19 protein-coding genes are annotated in these 17,501 nt (G+C 35.7%); 1 reads left to right on the top strand and 18 read right to left on the bottom strand.

The features are described from left to right. Positions 1 to 52: 52 nt before the first annotated feature. The 3 genes from secA to hpf form a co-directional block, all read right to left on the bottom strand. Positions 53 to 2,569 carry a preprotein translocase subunit SecA gene (gene secA, locus BMY57_RS06395; protein ID WP_091773200.1) on the bottom strand — a complete coding sequence of 839 codons (2,517 nt, stop codon included), beginning with the start codon at positions 2,567 to 2,569 and terminating at the stop codon, positions 53 to 55. A gap of 187 nt (positions 2,570 to 2,756) precedes the next feature. Further along, entirely contained in the window at positions 2,757 to 2,981 is a 225-nt protein-coding gene (locus BMY57_RS06400; protein WP_091773201.1) for a hypothetical protein, read from the bottom strand. A 224-nt stretch (positions 2,982 to 3,205) separates the two neighbouring features. Beyond that, positions 3,206 to 3,760, bottom strand: a complete 555-nt coding sequence (hpf, locus tag BMY57_RS06405; protein ID WP_091773202.1) for a ribosome hibernation-promoting factor, HPF/YfiA family — start codon at positions 3,758 to 3,760, stop codon at positions 3,206 to 3,208. A gap of 197 nt (positions 3,761 to 3,957) precedes the next feature. Here hpf and BMY57_RS06410 point away from each other — a divergent pair, with 197 nt between their 5' ends. Further along, entirely contained in the window at positions 3,958 to 6,453 is a 2,496-nt protein-coding gene (locus BMY57_RS06410; protein ID WP_091773203.1) for a YheC/YheD family protein, read from the top strand. A gap of 8 nt (positions 6,454 to 6,461) precedes the next feature. Here BMY57_RS06410 and fliT read toward each other — a convergent pair whose 3' ends face one another. From fliT to BMY57_RS06485, 15 genes are all read right to left on the bottom strand, one after another. After that, entirely contained in the window at positions 6,462 to 6,812 is a 351-nt protein-coding gene (gene fliT / locus BMY57_RS06415) for a flagellar protein FliT (RefSeq protein ID WP_091773204.1), read from the bottom strand. A gap of 10 nt (positions 6,813 to 6,822) precedes the next feature. Beyond that, positions 6,823 to 7,215, bottom strand: a complete 393-nt coding sequence (gene fliS / locus BMY57_RS06420; RefSeq protein ID WP_091773205.1) for a flagellar export chaperone FliS — start codon at positions 7,213 to 7,215, stop codon at positions 6,823 to 6,825. 17 nt (positions 7,216 to 7,232) lie between these two features. After that, positions 7,233 to 8,726, bottom strand: a complete 1,494-nt coding sequence (locus tag BMY57_RS06425; protein WP_256205259.1) for a flagellar hook-associated protein 2 — start codon at positions 8,724 to 8,726, stop codon at positions 7,233 to 7,235. Positions 8,727 to 8,740: 14 nt separating this feature from the next. Beyond that, complete coding sequence (flaG, locus tag BMY57_RS06430; RefSeq protein ID WP_091773206.1) at positions 8,741 to 9,115, bottom strand: flagellar protein FlaG; 375 nt, start codon at positions 9,113 to 9,115, stop codon at positions 8,741 to 8,743. A gap of 116 nt (positions 9,116 to 9,231) precedes the next feature. Continuing rightward, complete coding sequence (locus BMY57_RS06435) at positions 9,232 to 10,044, bottom strand: flagellin N-terminal helical domain-containing protein (RefSeq protein WP_091773207.1); 813 nt, start codon at positions 10,042 to 10,044, stop codon at positions 9,232 to 9,234. Between the two features lie 125 nt (positions 10,045 to 10,169). Further along, positions 10,170 to 10,397, bottom strand: a complete 228-nt coding sequence (gene csrA / locus BMY57_RS06440; RefSeq protein ID WP_091773208.1) for a carbon storage regulator CsrA — start codon at positions 10,395 to 10,397, stop codon at positions 10,170 to 10,172. Next, complete coding sequence (gene fliW, locus BMY57_RS06445) at positions 10,369 to 10,830, bottom strand: flagellar assembly protein FliW (RefSeq protein WP_091773209.1); 462 nt, start codon at positions 10,828 to 10,830, stop codon at positions 10,369 to 10,371. The genes csrA and fliW overlap by 29 nt, the downstream gene beginning before the upstream one ends. 17 nt (positions 10,831 to 10,847) lie before the next feature. After that, on the bottom strand, positions 10,848 to 11,438 hold the full coding sequence (locus tag BMY57_RS06450) for a DUF6470 family protein (protein ID WP_091773210.1): 591 nt from the start codon (positions 11,436 to 11,438) through the stop codon (positions 10,848 to 10,850). A 68-nt stretch (positions 11,439 to 11,506) separates the two neighbouring features. Continuing rightward, positions 11,507 to 12,391, bottom strand: coding sequence for a flagellar hook-associated protein FlgL (gene flgL, locus BMY57_RS06455; protein ID WP_091773211.1), 885 nt, complete (start codon positions 12,389 to 12,391; stop codon positions 11,507 to 11,509). A gap of 10 nt (positions 12,392 to 12,401) precedes the next feature. After that, on the bottom strand, positions 12,402 to 13,988 hold the full coding sequence (flgK, locus tag BMY57_RS06460) for a flagellar hook-associated protein FlgK (protein ID WP_091773212.1): 1,587 nt from the start codon (positions 13,986 to 13,988) through the stop codon (positions 12,402 to 12,404). A 21-nt stretch (positions 13,989 to 14,009) separates the two neighbouring features. Then, on the bottom strand, positions 14,010 to 14,504 hold the full coding sequence (locus BMY57_RS06465) for a flagellar protein FlgN (protein ID WP_091773213.1): 495 nt from the start codon (positions 14,502 to 14,504) through the stop codon (positions 14,010 to 14,012). A 12-nt stretch (positions 14,505 to 14,516) separates the two neighbouring features. Next, entirely contained in the window at positions 14,517 to 14,786 is a 270-nt protein-coding gene (gene flgM, locus BMY57_RS06470) for a flagellar biosynthesis anti-sigma factor FlgM (protein ID WP_091773214.1), read from the bottom strand. Positions 14,787 to 14,859: 73 nt separating this feature from the next. After that, a complete protein-coding gene (locus tag BMY57_RS06475; protein ID WP_091773215.1) occupies positions 14,860 to 15,276 on the bottom strand; it encodes a TIGR03826 family flagellar region protein in 417 nt (138 codons plus the stop codon). Between the two features lie 74 nt (positions 15,277 to 15,350). Beyond that, complete coding sequence (locus BMY57_RS06480; protein ID WP_091773216.1) at positions 15,351 to 16,037, bottom strand: ComFC family protein; 687 nt, start codon at positions 16,035 to 16,037, stop codon at positions 15,351 to 15,353. Then, the gene (locus tag BMY57_RS06485; RefSeq protein ID WP_256205260.1) at positions 16,006 to 17,385 is read right to left on the bottom strand and encodes an ATP-dependent helicase ComFA; all 1,380 of its coding nucleotides are present in this window, start codon (positions 17,383 to 17,385) and stop codon (positions 16,006 to 16,008) included. The genes BMY57_RS06480 and BMY57_RS06485 overlap by 32 nt, the downstream gene beginning before the upstream one ends. Between the last annotated feature and the right edge of the window lie 116 nt (positions 17,386 to 17,501).

Genomic DNA, 17,501 nt, shown 5'->3' on the forward strand with positions numbered 1-17,501 from the left:
AATTTAACAATCAAAAACACCTTGATGAACATGCACCAAGGTGTTTGTTTTTTTAAGCGTCTTTACCGTGACAGTTTTTATACTTCTTCCCACTACCACAAGGGCAAGGGTCATTACGTCCGATATTTTCTTTCTTAACATATGGTTTCTTTTTCTTTTCTTGATTTTGACGGCCACCGGCAATGGCTTTAGTACCTGAAGCCACTTCTACACGTTGTAAGTTATCTCTAATTTGAGCTTTCATCGCATACTTGGCAACTTCCTGTTCGATTTCAGCAATCATCTCTTCAAACATTGCGAAACCTTCCATTTGGTATTCTTGTAATGGATCCGTTTGTCCATATGCACGTAGATGAATACCTTGACGAAGCTGGTCCATTTGGTCGATATGATCCATCCATTTCGAATCAACTGTACGTAAAAGAATGACTCTTTCAAATTCTCTCATTTGCTCTTCTGTAAGCTCTTGTTCACGCTCATCGTATTTTTTGTTCACGATACCCATGATGAGCTCAATCATTTCATCTGGTTCTTTACCCTTGAGATCATTGACATTTATGTCGTCTAACTCTAAGACGTTGGCATGGATGAAGTCAATTAAGCCAGCTAAGTCCCACTTCTCTTCATCTTCATCTTGTGTATAAGCTTGAACATTTCGAGTGACTGTCGACTCAATCATATTGATGATAATGTCACGTAATTTCTCACTTGTTAGAACTTGATAACGTTGATCATAAATAATGTCACGCTGTTGTCTAAGTACATCATCATAAGCTAATAACTGTTTACGTGCATCAAAGTTATTACCTTCAACTCGTTTTTGTGCAGATTCTACTGCACGTGATACCATTTTACTTTCAATCGGTTGGTCATCATCCATTCCAAGTCGTTCCATCATTGAACGCATATTGTCAGAACCAAACCGGCGCATTAACTCATCTTCCATGGATAAATAGAATTGAGACTCACCTGGATCACCTTGACGTCCGGAACGACCACGAAGCTGGTTATCAATACGACGAGACTCATGACGTTCAGTACCAATTACTGCTAAACCACCTAATTCGCGAACACCTTCACCTAATTTAATGTCGGTACCACGACCGGCCATGTTGGTCGCAATGGTTACAGCACCTTTTTGGCCTGCTTCTTGAATAATCTCGGCTTCTTTAAAGTGATTTTTAGCGTTTAATACGTTATGTTTAACGCCAGCTTTTTTAAGTAATTTAGAAATTAATTCCGACGTCTCAACGGCAACGGTGCCAACCAACACTGGTTGTCCTTTTTCATAACGTTCTTTAATATCTTGAACTAATGCTTTATACTTTCCCTCAACTGTTTTATAGATTAAATCACTGTAATCTTGACGTATAACAGGTTTGTTCGTCGGAATCGCGACAACACTCATGTTATAAATATTACGGAATTCTTCTTCTTCTGTTTTGGCTGTACCCGTCATACCAGCTAATTTTTCATACATACGGAAAAAGTTCTGGAACGTAATTGTTGCTAAAGTCATACTTTCTTTTTGGATTTGAAGACCTTCTTTAGCCTCAATCGCTTGGTGAAGACCGTCACTATAACGGCGCCCTTTCATTAAGCGTCCTGTAAACTGGTCAACAATCACCACTTCACCTTCTTGGACAACATAATCCGTATCGCGCTGCATGACAACATGAGCTTTTAATGCTTGGTTAATGTGATGAGTTAAAGTCACATTATTGAGGTCATATAAGTTTTCGATATTAAAATAATTCTCTGCTTTCGTAATTCCCGATTCCGTTAATTGAACATTTCTTGTTTTTTCATCGTAAGTATAATCTTCTTCACCATTTAGCGTTCTGACTAACGAGTCTGCTTGCATGTAATTCGACTGTGAACGCTTTTGTGAACCAGAAATAATGAGTGGTGTACGTGCTTCATCAATTAAAATGGAGTCAACTTCATCGACGATCGCAAAATGTAACGGGCGCTGAACCATTTTTTCCTTGTACAACACCATGTTATCGCGTAAATAATCAAACCCATATTCATTATTGGTACCGTAAGTAATATCACAAGCATATGCTTCGCGCTTCTCTTCTTTAGATAAATCATTGGTGTTTAAACCAACTGTTAGACCTAGCCATTCATATAGCTGTCCCATTTCTTTTGAGTCACGGTCTGCTAAGTAATCGTTAACAGTAATAATGTGAACACCTTTACCCGTTATTGCATTCAAATAGGCCGGCATAGTGGAAGCTAACGTTTTACCTTCACCTGTTTTCATTTCTGCAATGTCACCGTTATGAAGTGCAATCGCACCTAATAACTGTACATAATAAGGTCTTAAGCCTAATACACGCTCTGCTGCTTCGCGAACAACGGCATAAGCCTCAACTAACATATCATCTAACGACTCACCGTTTTGATAACGCTTTTTAAATTCTCCTGTTTTGGCTTGAAGATCAGAGTCAGACAGTTTCTTGATTTCTGGCTCTTTTTCTTCTATTTGATCTGCAATTTTTTCAAGTTTTTTAAGCTGTCTTGAGTTTCCATCACCAAAAACTTTCATCAATAACTGCTTCATAGTCTGCACCTCTAATTCTTTCATTTACAATAATCCAAGTATAATGATAACACTAAAGAAAGAGAGGCACAATATAAGGGAATTGTCGAAAAATGCGGCTATATGCCACCTAAAAAGAAAAGAAGGTCAGAACCTTGGAAAACTGACCTTCAACAAGAACCTTAAGGGGGTATACTTGAATTGAGGGTTAATCAAATCTTTGGCATATGGAGGATTGGTTGGACCCGGAAATGGAGTATGAATATTTCACCTCTTTTTCCGTTTTTAATTTTTGGACACTTTGTTCCATGATCGTAACCTTCTCATGGGTTTGTGCCATCATACGCATTAACTGAGAAATCAATTCACCTTGTTGGTCGACATACTTTTTTAACTCTGAACAACTGGGGCAGTGGGTTGTTTGAGTTTTCAATTTTAGGACCCCCTTATTGTCTTGTTGCTTCAGTTATACCATGGTTAAATTGTTTGTGTCACACCCCTGAAAATTGCATTTTCTCCTAGAACATACTTGAATTTTCTTAACGAATTTAGCACCATTTTTTATAAAATCTAAATGAAAATTTAATTATTATATTTTTCAAGAAAAATTAAGCCCTCTTGCGTGAATACACAAGAGGGCACTTATGGTTTTTATGATTAAGTTTCGATTAACCCATATTTACCATCGTTACGTTTATATACAACATTCGTTTCTCCTGTTTCAGCATTTTCGAAAACGAAGAAGTTATGCCCTAACATGTCCATTTGAAGGACTGCTTCTTCTTCGTCCATTGGTTTTAAATCAAAACGTTTTTTCTTAACGATTTGAATATCATTATCTTCGGTTTCTTCATTTACAGCAACAGCAGCTTCCCTTTCTAACTCAGCAAATACGTGTTTAGGGGCTCCCATTTGTCTAAATTTACGATTAATCTTCGTTTTATACTTTCGAATCTGACGCTCTAACTTATCAACCACCAAATCGGTTGCGGCATATAAATCATTATTACTTTCCTCAGCACGCAGTAACAAATCCGTCATTGGGATTGTCACCTCAATACGCTGTTCATCATTGTGAACACTTAAATTCACATGAACTTCTGAAGATGGCGGTGTACCAAAATAACGTTCCAACTTCCCTATCTTCTTTTCTACGTATTCTCGGATCGCATTCGTGACCTCGATGTTTTCCCCTCTAACGTTGTAGATCATATGCATATCCTCCTTTCAAGATATGTAATCTATATTCTACAATACCCTTAAATATCCCTACCTAAACGTATAAAAAATTTCAAATTTTTAGACTATTATTTCAGGTACATTCTTAAGTAGAACTACTAATTAAAAGTTAACATATTAATTTTAATACCGATATAAATATTGATAGCGATATAAAGGAGTGGCCCATTGTGAAATTATCAGATAATGATCAAAATCAGGTGGTAAATATTGTGAATACAATTATTGAAGCATCTGAACATTTCTTAGAATTAACAAAGGAAAAAAAATATACTGAAAGTCTATATATTTTTAGTTCGATTATTGAGGGTATTACAGTTGTACAGAATATCATTAATACCGACGACCAGTTAAAAGACAATTTAAATACATATCAATATAAGATCACTGACTGTATTAAATCTATATCATCTACACTCGAAAAAAATGAATTAATAAAGGTAACCGAAACTTTACAATTCGTATTTTTACCTACATTGAGAAGTTGGAAAAAAGAGCTTTTAGCTTCTTTACCGAACATTAAACCAAACGAAAATATAACCATTGGTGTTTATGAAAACACAATGAACCCTATAGATGCTTATCCAGACAAACGTATAGAGGCATTGGTCAATGAAGCCCAAAAATCTAATATTAATATTTTCTTTTTCGCTTCAAAAGATGTGGATCTTAATAATAAACAAATCCATGCTGATTTCTTTGAAAATAATCAACGAAAAAAGAGCATTTTTCCTTTTCCAGATGTAATTCATAACATTTTCCCAAAATCAATTTATCAACAATCATTAGTAGAGCGAAAACTTAGAAAACAAATTCCATTTACATCTTTTGTATTTGGTGACAAATTTAATTTACCAAAAACTCTTGTAAAAAATAGGAAGTTCGCTGAGCTATTGGCACCTTTTAAGGTAGTCAATGAAGAATATATCATACATAATTTTTTGAGAGACAATGATAAAGCGGTCATTAAACCAATTCGGGGAGCCAGAGGTGAGAACATTTACTTCGTCCAAAAGAAGGGAGATCGCTATAGAGTAACTGAACGAAAGAATACGGTCATCATGAACAAAGAAAACTTTTCAAACCTAATTCAGGAAAAAATTCTTCCTAATAATTATATTGTGCAAAAATACATTAATGCACGAACAAAAAACGATGAACCTTTTGACTTTCGTGCACATATGCAAAAAAACGGAGAAGGTAAATGGCAAATTACTAAAATTTATCCTAGGACAGGTAGTTCTAATAGTATTCAAATTGATTTAATTAAAGGTGGAAAATTAAGAAACACAGAAGAATTCTTAATTCATGAGTTCGGAGAAAAAGAGGGTAAAGATCTTGATAATAAAATGAAAAAATTAGCTATGGATTTGTCTTTTCATATCGATAAACTACACGGACTAGCAATTGATGAGATGGGATTAGATATAGCCATCGATGTTAATAAACGTTTTTGGCTTCATGAAGCTAATATTGGTCCACAAACATTTGCGCACGAAAATGAAAGAGCAGCAAATGTTGTTGCATATAGTAAATATCTAGCAAAAAATAGAATTTTTCATACAAATCAGTACAATGATCGTAATCTATTAAAAAACCAGTTCAATTCCACTAACTCTAAATTAGAATACCTCAAATCAGACGAAAAACTGAAAATAGGTATTTTAGGGAAACCAGATGAAATAGATAACTTTGTTCTATCAACGGCCTACATTGCAAAATATGAAGATGTGTATTTATTCTATTTCTCACCTAATGATGTTGACTATGAAGAAATGCTTATTAGAGGGAAGTTCTACGAAAATAGTTCATGGGTAGAAAAAGTAGTAAGCTATCCAGATGTTATCTATGACCGTTTGAAATCAACAAATAAGAATAATAACATTTACGAGGAATTTCAAAATATTCCTATCATGAATGAAATTTATGATTCCTACCTTAATAGCCAAGATATCTATGAGCATTTAGCAAGCGCAAATCTATTAGAAGACTATTTATTACCATTTAGAAAAATCACTAAAGCGAAAGAATTAATTAGTTTTATTGATCAATATATCGAAACTACTGTAGAACCAATTACTAAATCAACTTCAAAACACCCTTATTACATCGAAAAACTTAAAGCACTTGAGTATTTAGTTATTGAAAACGGAAATGAAGAAATCTATAACAAGCTAACATTAGAACACTTATTAAAAGAATTACTCAAAAATAATCAATATTTTGTAACAAAAAAACGAGCATATCATAATGATAATAAGTTTTTAAAAGTGCAGTTGATTAAAGGACTCAATAATGATTGGGAAATTGTAAACATTTATCCAGTCATTATACCTGAACCCTCAAACGGCATTGAATTTGCCTCAGATTTCAATTCTGCTTTGAAGCTTACTTCTGTGGATTCAGGAAAGCTAGAAAAAGAATTAAAAGATGTATCAACTAAGGTGTCTGAAACACTAAATTCAAAATATGAACATTTAAGTGAATTAGAACTCTATTTTTATTTGGATTCTAATCACCAATTAAAAATAAGTAAAGTAAACTTAAATCAACTTAATACTGACTATAATGAATTACATGTGGCTAAAAAAGTTTTAGAATGTGCAAAATCTATAAACAACAGAAAAATTAAGACACACAATAAAGAAACCCAAACGCTTCTTTAGCGTTTGGGTCAATTTTTTTTATCTATAAAGCTACCATCAATACCATAAAGGTTGGAGTATGGATTAATATATTTTTTATTTGATTGCTTCTTTTTTGATACCAGACTAATATCGTGTTGAATGTTTCCTAAATAGTTTGTAGCCAATGCTTTTAACTCTTGATCTAGCTTAATGATAAGTTTGCCTAGTTGTTTTTCTTCATCAGTATATGGACCTTGAATGTTTTTCATTAATTGATCACGCTGAGAAACAAAATCCTCAAATATGCTTACTAGTTCATCTCTTGAATACTGCTTAGCCTGTTTGAACTGAGACACCATTTGATGAGTTGCTTGATACAGTTCTTTTACTGCAGACATTTAAAAGCTCCTATCTAGCTTGTTTTTGAAGCTTATTTGCTTTCATTACCTGTTGCCAAGTTTCACGAAAATCTTCTGCCATTCCTTGAACTTCCTCAAGCAATGCAGGGTCGTTTTTAATATTTGCCTGCAATAACTGATGGTTCATATATTCATAAAGTGGCATTAATTGATGTGAAATGTCATAGTCCATATTCAATGTTACCATTAATTCACGAATGATGTCTTGGGCTTTTTGAATATTGGTATTTTTATCTTGAATATTATTCTCTTCCATTGCTTTTTTTGCTAACTTGATAAAACGAATACACCCACTATAAAGTTTTAACGTTAATTCTTCAGGTGTAGCTGTTGTGACCGAATTTTGTTGATAAGCTAAATGTGGCTGTGCTCCATAAGCCATTATAGACACTCCTTTAATTACTGCATTCCACCAAATTGTTGCATCATATAATTCGCCTGTTGATTATATCGTTGCATCGCTTTTTCCATCGCTGTGAACTGATCCCAGTAACGCTGTTCCGTTTGTTGCATCCGACGTTCAAAATTTGCCATTCTTTCTGCCATGCTTTTCAACTCGCGTCCCATTGTGTACTGAAAATCTGTCTGAGCAGTACTTCCTGCACGATCTTTAATACGATCCATTGTACTTTCTAATACGCCTTCAACTCGGTTAAGGATTCCTCGTGAGTCACCTTCATCACTGTTCGAAAACAGTCGATATACAGCACTTGGGTCTTCCTCCAGCTTTTCTCTTAGCTTCTGTTCATCAACCTCTAACTTTCCACCTTGGCGCCAATTAGATGTCGTTGTAATGCCCACATCCATCATTCGACTCAAATCACCATTAGGGTTATCTACAGATTCATACCATGCTGAGCGCATACCTGAAAGCGCTGAACGCAAAATTCCATCATTTCTGAGTTCACCACTCTTCGAACGCTCTTCCCATAGCTCTATTTCACGCTCAGACATCTCTTTTCTTTGAGCTTCCGTCAATGGTGGATAATCACGGTACCTTTCCTCACCGACTTTTTCGTTCATAAAATCTATTAACTCATTATACTGTTCGACAAACTCTGTGATTTTATCAACAGCACCATCAACATCTTGTGATACAGAAACGTTGACAGGTCCATCAGTGGCAGAGTTAAAAGTTAAGTTCATCCCATTAAATTGATAATTATTTGAATGAGACGTCATCGCAATTCCATTATATTTAAACTCGGCATCTGTTCCGCCTTGTTCTTCAGCAGCAATGTTTAAAGTGTCCGTGAAGAAGGCACTCAATTGTTCAAACTCTAATCCGTTTTTATTAAAATCCCCTGTTTCCGTACGCTCCATAAACACACGATCTGAATTCTGATCGTAAAACGCTCGCACTGCACCACCAGATTCATCAGATATGTTTTTTAGCACATCATTAAGTGAATCACCTTCTTGAATCGTGAATGAAACTGTCTTAGGACTATCTTGACTTTGATCATGATAAGCAAAACTCACTTCCTGACCCACATATTCAGCAGCTAAGGCTTGATCAGCATCATACCCTTTTCCAAAAGTTGTACCCTCTACACCTGAATAACGTGTCGCTGCACTTGCTAGCTGATCAACTTGAAATGAATAGTTACCATCAGACGCTTGATTACTAGCTGATACAGAGATCGCATCAGAAGAACTTGAAGCTATTTTAGATAAATAAGTTTTCGATAATCTCATATCAAAGAATTTGTTCTCAAATTCAGAAAGCTTTGTGTTCACTTCTCGGTACGCATCACGACGTTGCGTTAACCACAACTGATCTTGTTCCATCTTTTGTAAAGGTAATCGTTCCGCCTGCATCAGATCTTTAACCATTTGGTTAATATCCATCCCAGAGGCAAACCCTGTCATTCTCATATTGTTATTGATCATTTCATTCACCTCAATTAAATTCGTTCATCCACGATAAATCCCATAAATTCAAACATGGCTGCATAAACATCTAGTAGTTTCTTAGGTGGTATTTCTTTCACCACTTCATCTGTTTCTCGATCTACAACTGAAACGTAATATCGTTCCAACTTATCATGAAACTGAAACTCTATCGAAGTATGCACCGGTTCCAAAAAATCATTTAACCCTTCAACCATTTCTTTCGCCTTTTCTTTTGAGACCTCATCAACGTTTGCTGTAAGGTTATTATACTTTTGTTCATTCGCCTGCATTGCCGGTTCTTTGTTCAAGTTGTCTAATTTGTATGTATTCTGTTCACCCGTGCCTCGCAGGAGTTGAAAATTAGATAAAATCGCTTCTACTTTCACCTACCAAACAACTCCCTATCATTACTTTTTATTTATATCGGATGAAAAAGAGATATTTTAACAATTAAACATAAAAAGAGACTCTAGAATAACTAGAGTCCCATGAAAGATTAATATTAACCTAGAAGTTGTAAAACTGACTGTGGTTGCTGGTTCGCTTGAGCTAACATAGACTGAGATGCTTGAGAAAGGATGTTAGACTTAGTCATTTCCATCATTTCTTTTGCCATGTCTACGTCGCGAATACGTGATTCTGCAGCTGATAGGTTTTCAGAAGCATTATCTAGATTTGAGATAGTGTGTTCTAGACGGTTTTGAATTGCACCTAAATCTGCTCTTTCTGAAGACACATTTTTAATTGCATCATCAAGTGTTGCAATAGCATTATCTGCTGATTCTTGGTCATTAATTGCTAACTCACTAATGCCAAGTGATTCTGCTTGCATGTCACCAATATTAATTGTGATTGATTGCGTTTCATTAGCACCAATATGAAACTCTTTAGACTCGTAGCTGCCATCTAGTAATTTTTGTGTATTAAACTCTGTATTCTGAGAAATACGATCAACTTCTTCGATAAGAGCATCTAATTCCTTTTGAAGCTCTGCACGATCATCATTAGTATTAGTGTCGTTCGCAGATTGGACTGCTAATTCACGCATACGCTGAAGGATTGAATGAGTTTCGTCAAGTGCACCTTCAGCCGTTTGGATTAAAGAAATTCCATCTTGTGCGTTACGACTTGCTTGATCTAAACCATTAATCTGTGCACGCATTTTCTCTGAAATCGCTAGTCCTGCAGCGTCGTCACCTGCACGGTTAATACGTAGACCTGAAGATAATTTCTCCATTGAAGATTGCATGTTACCTTGGTTGATACCCATTTGACGGTGAGTATTCAACGCTGGAATATTGTTGTTAATAATCATTTAAAATTCCTCCTTGAAATATTTATGTTGCCACGTCCTTGTGGCAAGATGAAACAGTCATAAAGTCGGCCGACATTTGACTGATTATCCTTACATTTCTTATATCGGAGGTAATTAAGAAAGATTTAGTCTTTTTTTGCGTTTTTTAATAAATTAATTGTATCTTTTGTCAGTTGGCTAGCTACTTGGTTCTCTTGAATGATTTGTTTATAGATTTCTGTTCTATGTATCTCTATGTTTTGGGGAGCTTCAATGCCTAATTTAATCTGATCTCCATTAACAGCAACGACTTTAATTTCAATATCCTCTCCGATTTGAATCGATTCACCTGCTTTTCTCGTTAGTACCAGCATGTTTTAACTCCCCTCCTTTTATAGGATGTTTGGTCGAGTAATCAGACTCGGATAATAGCAATTGTTTCGCTAAATTTTCTTTAATATTAATAACGATTGGTCCTTTTAAATTTATAGTTGATTGTTCAAATGGATCTTGTACGGTTACAATGTTCCAAACTTGGACATCTGATTCATTTTGTATTTTTAATTGCTTTTTAACTGACTCATCTAATTCGAATTCGTATTTTGCTTCAATTAAAAATGGGTTGGTGACAACAAAAGCCAAGTTTTCTTGCTTTACAGATTGCAATACTTTAAAAGCAGGGTTTCCGTCTAACTCTAATAATACAAACTGTTTTTGATCTTGAAATCCCGGTACTCCATTTTCAAAGGTTAAAACCTCTTCATCATTCAATTCTATTTCACCTAAGTATAAAGTCGATAGTTTCATATTTCACCACTTCCCGTCTATATGTGCATTTCAAATCCTAAATTTTTATATTTTACATTATCGAAATTAATTTCTATGTAAGGCTCCTGCTCTAGATATATATTCATTTCACTTTTTTCATATTGTATAATAGGTGAGTTTGCGTTCGCCTCGATGATCGGTTTATTTGCTTTCGCATTAATCTTGACCTCACCCGGTTCGTATTTAAATTTCACCGCAAAATTAGAAGGGATCCACTCCATTTGAATGGGTTGATATTCTTTAAAAGTGTTTTGTTTAGCTATTTCAGGAATTTGATCACCACCGTTTTCAATTCGCATGAGTCGATCCCCTTCATTTGCTACTTTTGCCATCCCTTCGAGTACTTTCTTTTCCCCTTCTTCAGCATTCTGTTTAGTAGACTCCAAAGGGCCAATGATATTTAGTTCTTTCCAGACTTGAGATTGATCAATGGTCAGTTTAGATGGCTTACGTTCAAATTTTAGATCCGCTGGTGGCTGCTGGATATTCAAATCAGCTTTAGGTTGCTTTATGGATAGTTGACCTGGTCTTGTATTAATACCAATTAATCCTGCCTGTTGTGTAATATTTAGTTTTGGAAAGTCCACTATAATCACCACTAATCGTTTTCATTTAAGAAAAGCTATCTGTAAAAACAGATAGCTTCTAAATCATGTTATCTTAAAAAATCCAGTAAAGATGGTTGTATGATTCGAGCACCACCGGCTAGTGAAGCTCTATAGATACTCTCTTGCATTTTTAAGTGCATGATTACCTCTTCCATGTGAGCATCCTCATTTTCAGACATAATCTTCGAAGTAGAGATTTCCTGTTGGCTGAGGCGGTTTTCAATCAAATCAACACGATTCATTCGAGCACCTAAATCAGCACGTTCATTTAATAATTCATTCATTTGATCATCAATTATCGTTAAATACTCATCAAAATCGTCACCTGATGCATCAGGATTTTCTAAGTCTGACACTATATTATTTAACTCATCAAATAACTCTTCACTAAATGCATTTGAAGGATTGATATTCGCTCTGATCTGAATACCCTCCGACACTTCAATCATAACACCATTATCATTTTTGGGATCTTCTAATAATTCCCCTTCTTTAGAAAAGCGAGGTTCAGTCGTGTTAGTACCATTAAAAATATATTTGTTGTTCACTTTTGTGTTAGCTAAATCAATCAAGTGATTTCTAATTTCATTTACTTCTTTAGCCATGTTTCCTCGTTGGTTTTCTTCATATGTATCATTACTCGCTTGAACCATAATTTCACGAACACGATTAAGTGCTTGTCCAGCTTGATTTAATGATTCATCAGAGGTGTCCATCCAATTATGCAGTTCAGACATATTTCGTTCATACTGTTTAACTTTTGTTAATTCTGAACGATAATCAATCCCTCTCATGGCTACAATTGGATCGTCAGAGGGACGGTTAATTTTCTTCCCTGTAGATAATTGCTCCATGTAGCGATCCATTTGTGCATAGTTATTTCTTAAATTATTTAGCATACTATTATTCATCATGTTTTGAGTAATACGCATCAGAACTTACCTACCTTCCGACGATTCCCATTTGATTAATGACGCGATCTAACATTTCATCAACAACTGTTAAACTTCGAGCTGCAGCATTATAAGCATGTTGGAATTTTATCATGTTTGCCATTTCCTCATCTAACGAGACGCCACTTACAGATTGGCGGTTATTTTCAACTGACATCCTTAGCTCATTCGTATTGGATTCCATTTGATTGGCCTCCTCTGCCTTAATACCAAGATCACCAATCATCGATTCATAGAACTTTTGAACAGACTTACCGTCAAGGTCTACATCTTCATCTAATAAATCGTCTGAAACCATATCTCTTACTCGATCTAACTCTAAAGCGTGTTGTCCATCTCCTGGTGCTCCATCAGATGAAACCGCGATGTTATTTTCATTATTTTTAATAGCATCCGAAACCTTTATAACAGAAGCAGCATTGAATTCGTTCATTTCTGAAACATCAAAGAACTCTCCACCCTGCTCACCTTCTAAAGTATAACCTTCTTCATGAACGTCATTAAACGCCTTCGAAAACTCATAAGCCATTTTGTTTAATTGATGTACCATTTCATAATAGTCACCCTCAGGTTCACCGACTACTTCTCCAGCTTCATTAACGGTTACGTGTCCATTAGCATCCATCGTTGCTTTTAAGACTCCTGTTGAATTAAAATCGCTAGGATTAAAAGAAAGGGACTCACCTTCTGAATCAGTTAGGTTCACTTTAGATACTAATTTTTGCCCTTCATGCTCTGTAAACTCAAAGCTAAAGTCTAGCTTATCATTTGATTCAGAGATTAAATTAATATCTTCACCATTTTCATCTTTCATTGGATTCCCATTTTCATCCAATAAAGTAATTTTAGCAATTCCTTCAGCAGTAGCTTTCGAATTCCCTCCATTACCCACTTTATCCACCTTAATATTGACGTATTGAGAAAGTTCATCTATAAGAGCATCACGTTTGTCATACAGGTCATTAGGTAAATAGCCATTCGGCTCAATCTCATTAATTTGATCGTTATATTTTTGTATATTATTCAAGATTGAATTGACTTGACTCCCGTTAGTGTCAAGTTGATTAGTTAATTCACCTTGAACATTTTTTAATGAACGATCGATATATTGAAATGTTTCAGATAAGGCCGTAGCTCTCTGCATAACAGTCCTTCTGACCCCACCATCTTCAGGGTGTGTCGCTAAATTTTGCAGCGATTCCCAAAACTGATCCATAGATTTAGCTAACCCTTCATCGCTTGGCTCATTCATGATATCTTCCATACGACTTAAGGCATCGGCTCGAGTACCCCAATAACCATTTTTATTGTTCTCAGTACGATATTGAAAATCTAAAAAAGCGTCACGTATTCGTTCTACCTGCCCTGCTTCTACCCCAGTTCCCATTTGTCCTGGAATCTCTGGTCGATTACGTGCGGCAGCTGGGTATGGACTTGTTTGTTCGAACTGTACACGTTGCCTAGAGTACCCATGAGTATTGGCATTGGCAATGTTATGACTAGTGGTATGTAAAGCTGACTGCTGAGTAAACAGTGCTCTTCTCGCTACTTCTAAACCGTGAAATGTTGAAGGCATATCGGTCTCTCCTCTATAAATTTAAGCTTTCGAATCAAACATCGATGTCTGAGTACGTTGATTAGTAGATTTCTTCGTTTGGTCGTAATTGATTTGTTTTGATTGTGGTTCATACATTTCTAATGATAATTCGATGAATTGTAGTGATTGCTGGATTAATTCTCTATTTAAATCCTCTTGTTGCTTCAAACTTGCTAGATTCATAATTAATCTCTGATAGACTGCTTCAAGTTTCTCTTTTGATTCTGCATCGTCCGTTAATTCAACTAATTGACTAATTGTTTGTTCAGATGCATCCGGTGCATGTTTTTTAAACCATTCCTCCGTTAAGCGAACTCGTTTCTCTTCTAATTGGTCAATGGCTTGAACATGCTTTCGCTCTTTCATTAACAACTCATTGAACTCTTCTATTTGACTTTTCTTAACGAGTTCCGTCTTATCTTTTGATATAGCCAAAAGACTTTCATTTAATTGATAGAGCTTTTCTAAGTGTTCAATAATAGCTTGAATAGTCAAAAGACCCGCTCCCTACATACGTTTATTCGTCCAAAAATCTATCATCTTTTCTGCGGTTTTCTTTGAATTAATATCATATTCGCCGTTTTGAACCTGTTGTTTTAAATTCTCAACTTTTTCTTTTCTCACTTTGGCAATTCCTTGTTCCTTTTGAAGCTGCTTTGCCTTATTTGAGATCTCAACTTTATCTTGATGCTGTGTCGTCGGTTTAACCTGGCCTTGCTTTTGTAGTTGTTTTTGGTATGGATTTAAATTTGATCCATTTACTCCATTAATTTTCATTTCACTACACCCTCTTTAACCGTCCATTTTCTCTATAGTTTATATCGGCACAGTTTGTCAAAAGTTTAATCAATTATTTATTTTTATCATTCCAGTTAAAATAAGCTCGATTAGCACTGTAATCGGACTGTTGTTCAGCTACTGTTTTAATCGATTCTTTTGTTAAATCTTCCTTTAAGGTAATTGTACAGCTTGAACATAGTTTACCCTCAGAAATCGGATTACCACAACGTTCACAAGGATAAGTTAAATTAGGAGCATGAGACGGATGAATTCTCTTTTCTTTCACCCATTTTGTTATAAGCGACTCCTCAACTCCTGTTTCGTTCGCAACTTCATACATCGTAGCGGTTCGATTCTTTTTCTGACGAATAAATGCATAAACTTTTTCAAATTTTTTCTCTTCTTCTTGATAACAACTTTGACAAACGGTGATGACACCTTTTACAAACAATTCACCGCATTGTGGACAATTTGCTAATTCTGCCATTCAAATTCCTCCTCGAAAAATCTACTATTTATTATATCGTCAAAACTGAATGTTCACAAAATAGGGCGTTTTGCTTAACTTCTAATGAGTGTGAGAGATTGTACAACTTTCGCTCCTGAATCTATTAAAAGTTGTGCAGCCTGGCGTAAGGTGGTACCTGTAGTGTACAGGTCATCGATTAATAGAATATGGGAAGAAGGTATGCCTTTCAGTTTAAATGGATTTTTAGAAAATATTCTCTCACGCTTTGTCTTCTTAGATTGTTTTTCAGTATGGGTACGTTCAATGAAGAACGCTGTGTTCGGATCTATTAATTTCGCAATTGCTTCAGCCTGATTGAACCCTCGCTCCTCTAATCGCTTCTTACTTAATGGTATAGGTACGAGGGTGAATTTTTCTGAAAAACACTTTTGAAAAGTCGTTTTAACGTCACTTTCCCAAACCTTAACTAGTTCATAATCCCCCCTGTATTTAAAAAGCGCCATGACATCTTTCATAAATGAATTGTAATTAAAAATCGAGACATTTCGATGAAGTGGGTCTTTTCCACCCAACCTTTCTTGCCAAGCATAGCAATCACCACAAATTGAAATGCTTTGTTCAATTGGTCTCATGCATTTTTCACAACAGTGATTTGACATGTCTTCAATACGTTCAAAACGACTTTGACAAACATCACATAACACTCTTTGATTTATTTCAAAAATTGTTGTCCAAGTTGTTTCAGAATCAATCTCTTGATAACAAATGAGGCAGTGCATTCGACTTCTCCCTCCATTTCTTCGCTTTATAATTCATTTGCAACGTATAATTTTTCGCTTGAACCATCGCATTGGTTTTATGTTCATAGAAAAATGTGACATTTCCACTTGGGTCTTGAACACTTCTTCCAGCCCGTCCGGCTATTTGAACAAGAGCGGCTTCATCAAACACTTGATGATCCGCACGTATCACCGCTACATCAATAGATGGAAATGTAACCCCACGTTCTAAAATCGTTGTCGTTATAAGTGATTTAATTTTTTGGTAACGGAATTGTTGAATAAGCTCTTCCCGTTGAGTACTTTCAGCATGTACATATGGAGTATCATCTAATAATTTAGATAAGATTTTCGCCATGTCAATCGTCGGGACGAATAATAAAAATCGTCTATTTCCACGCTCTTTAATCCATTTTTGTATTGAATGCGGTAATGTATTTTCGTAAATTTGTTCTTCTATTTTCTTAACATGTTGAAAGTTTGGAACTGGTAATGGATGACCGTGAAAACGCATGGGAATGGAGACGGTTGGAATTAGGTTTAATAAGGATTTTGCCTTAAGTCCAGTTCTTGGGGTAGCTGTTAGATAAATCAACGTGTGGGATTTCTTCAAGGAGCGCCGAACAGCTTTAGGTAAAGTAGGGTCTCGGTGGTAAGGAAACGCATCCACTTCGTCAACGATCATGACATCAATAGCTCTCTCATAACGTAATAATTGATGAGTTGTTGCAATGACAAGATGTGCTTGTTCATCCACTTCGTTCGAGTCACCATATAAAGCTGCTGATTGAATTCTTGGGAAATCTTTTCTTAACCTAGGGGCTAATTCTCTTACAACATCCGTTCTAGGTGTTGCAAGACACACCTTTTTACCTTGTGCAATAGCATAATCTATTCCGGCGTAGAGCATTTCTGTTTTGCCTGCACCACAAACAGCGTGAATAAGTAGAGATCCTGACTGATCAATTTGTTTAATCATTTGATCTGATGCCTGTTGTTGAAGAGTGGTTAAGGTCCCTCCCCACTCACAAGGCTGCGTGTTTTTTTCAAGTTCAGGCTGAGGACCGTTCCATTTGTAAAGATGCTCACGTTCACTAACCCTTCCCATCATAATACATTTTCGACAATAAACATGATTCGAAGGGAGCAGTCCGAAGTATTTCCTTTTATTGTTAAAACATCTTTGACAGAGGAGTAATCCAAATTTCTTTATAATGCCAGGGGTTTGGACTAAAAAGCCTTCTTGTAATAGCAAGTGTAAGGTTGGTTGATCTAATTGAAGTTCTTGTTTAAGTAGAAGTTTTCCGTGGAATTTCGAAGCGTAATCCATGAGTTGTTCTTGCTCCAATAATTATCACTCCTTCATATCAAAAGGTTCTAAGTCAAATGTTGGGGTGAGCATACGCTCACTCCTAATTTAATTGATACGAACCCTTAAATTCTTATATTGATGATGCAATAACA

Origin of the sequence: Piscibacillus halophilus, assembly GCF_900110685.1 — a bacterium.
In the GTDB taxonomy this organism is placed as follows: domain Bacteria; phylum Bacillota; class Bacilli; order Bacillales; family Alkalibacillaceae; genus Piscibacillus; species Piscibacillus halophilus.

Bases quoted from the DNA above. Each gene is read 5' to 3' on its own strand.
- secA (WP_091773200.1), bottom strand. From the start codon at position 2,569: ATGAAGCAGTTATTGATGAAAGTTTTTGGTGATGGAAACTCAAGACAG.
- hpf (WP_091773202.1), bottom strand. From the start codon at position 3,760: ATGATCTACAACGTTAGAGGGGAAAACATCGAGGTCACGAATGCGATC.
- fliT (WP_091773204.1), bottom strand. From the start codon at position 6,812: ATGTCTGCAGTAAAAGAACTGTATCAAGCAACTCATCAAATGGTGTCT.
- fliS (WP_091773205.1), bottom strand. From the start codon at position 7,215: ATGGCTTATGGAGCACAGCCACATTTAGCTTATCAACAAAATTCGGTC.
- BMY57_RS06425 (WP_256205259.1), bottom strand. From the start codon at position 8,726: ATGATCAATAACAATATGAGAATGACAGGGTTTGCCTCTGGGATGGAT.
- BMY57_RS06435 (WP_091773207.1), bottom strand. From the start codon at position 10,044: ATGATTATTAACAACAATATTCCAGCGTTGAATACTCACCGTCAAATG.
- csrA (WP_091773208.1), bottom strand. From the start codon at position 10,397: ATGCTGGTACTAACGAGAAAAGCAGGTGAATCGATTCAAATCGGAGAG.
- fliW (WP_091773209.1), bottom strand. From the start codon at position 10,830: ATGAAACTATCGACTTTATACTTAGGTGAAATAGAATTGAATGATGAA.
- flgL (WP_091773211.1), bottom strand. From the start codon at position 12,391: ATGCGTATTACTCAAAACATGATGAATAATAGTATGCTAAATAATTTA.
- flgK (WP_091773212.1), bottom strand. From the start codon at position 13,988: ATGCCTTCAACATTTCACGGTTTAGAAGTAGCGAGAAGAGCACTGTTT.
- flgM (WP_091773214.1), bottom strand. From the start codon at position 14,786: ATGAAAATTAATGGAGTAAATGGATCAAATTTAAATCCATACCAAAAA.
- BMY57_RS06475 (WP_091773215.1), bottom strand. From the start codon at position 15,276: ATGGCAGAATTAGCAAATTGTCCACAATGCGGTGAATTGTTTGTAAAA.
- BMY57_RS06480 (WP_091773216.1), bottom strand. From the start codon at position 16,037: ATGCACTGCCTCATTTGTTATCAAGAGATTGATTCTGAAACAACTTGG.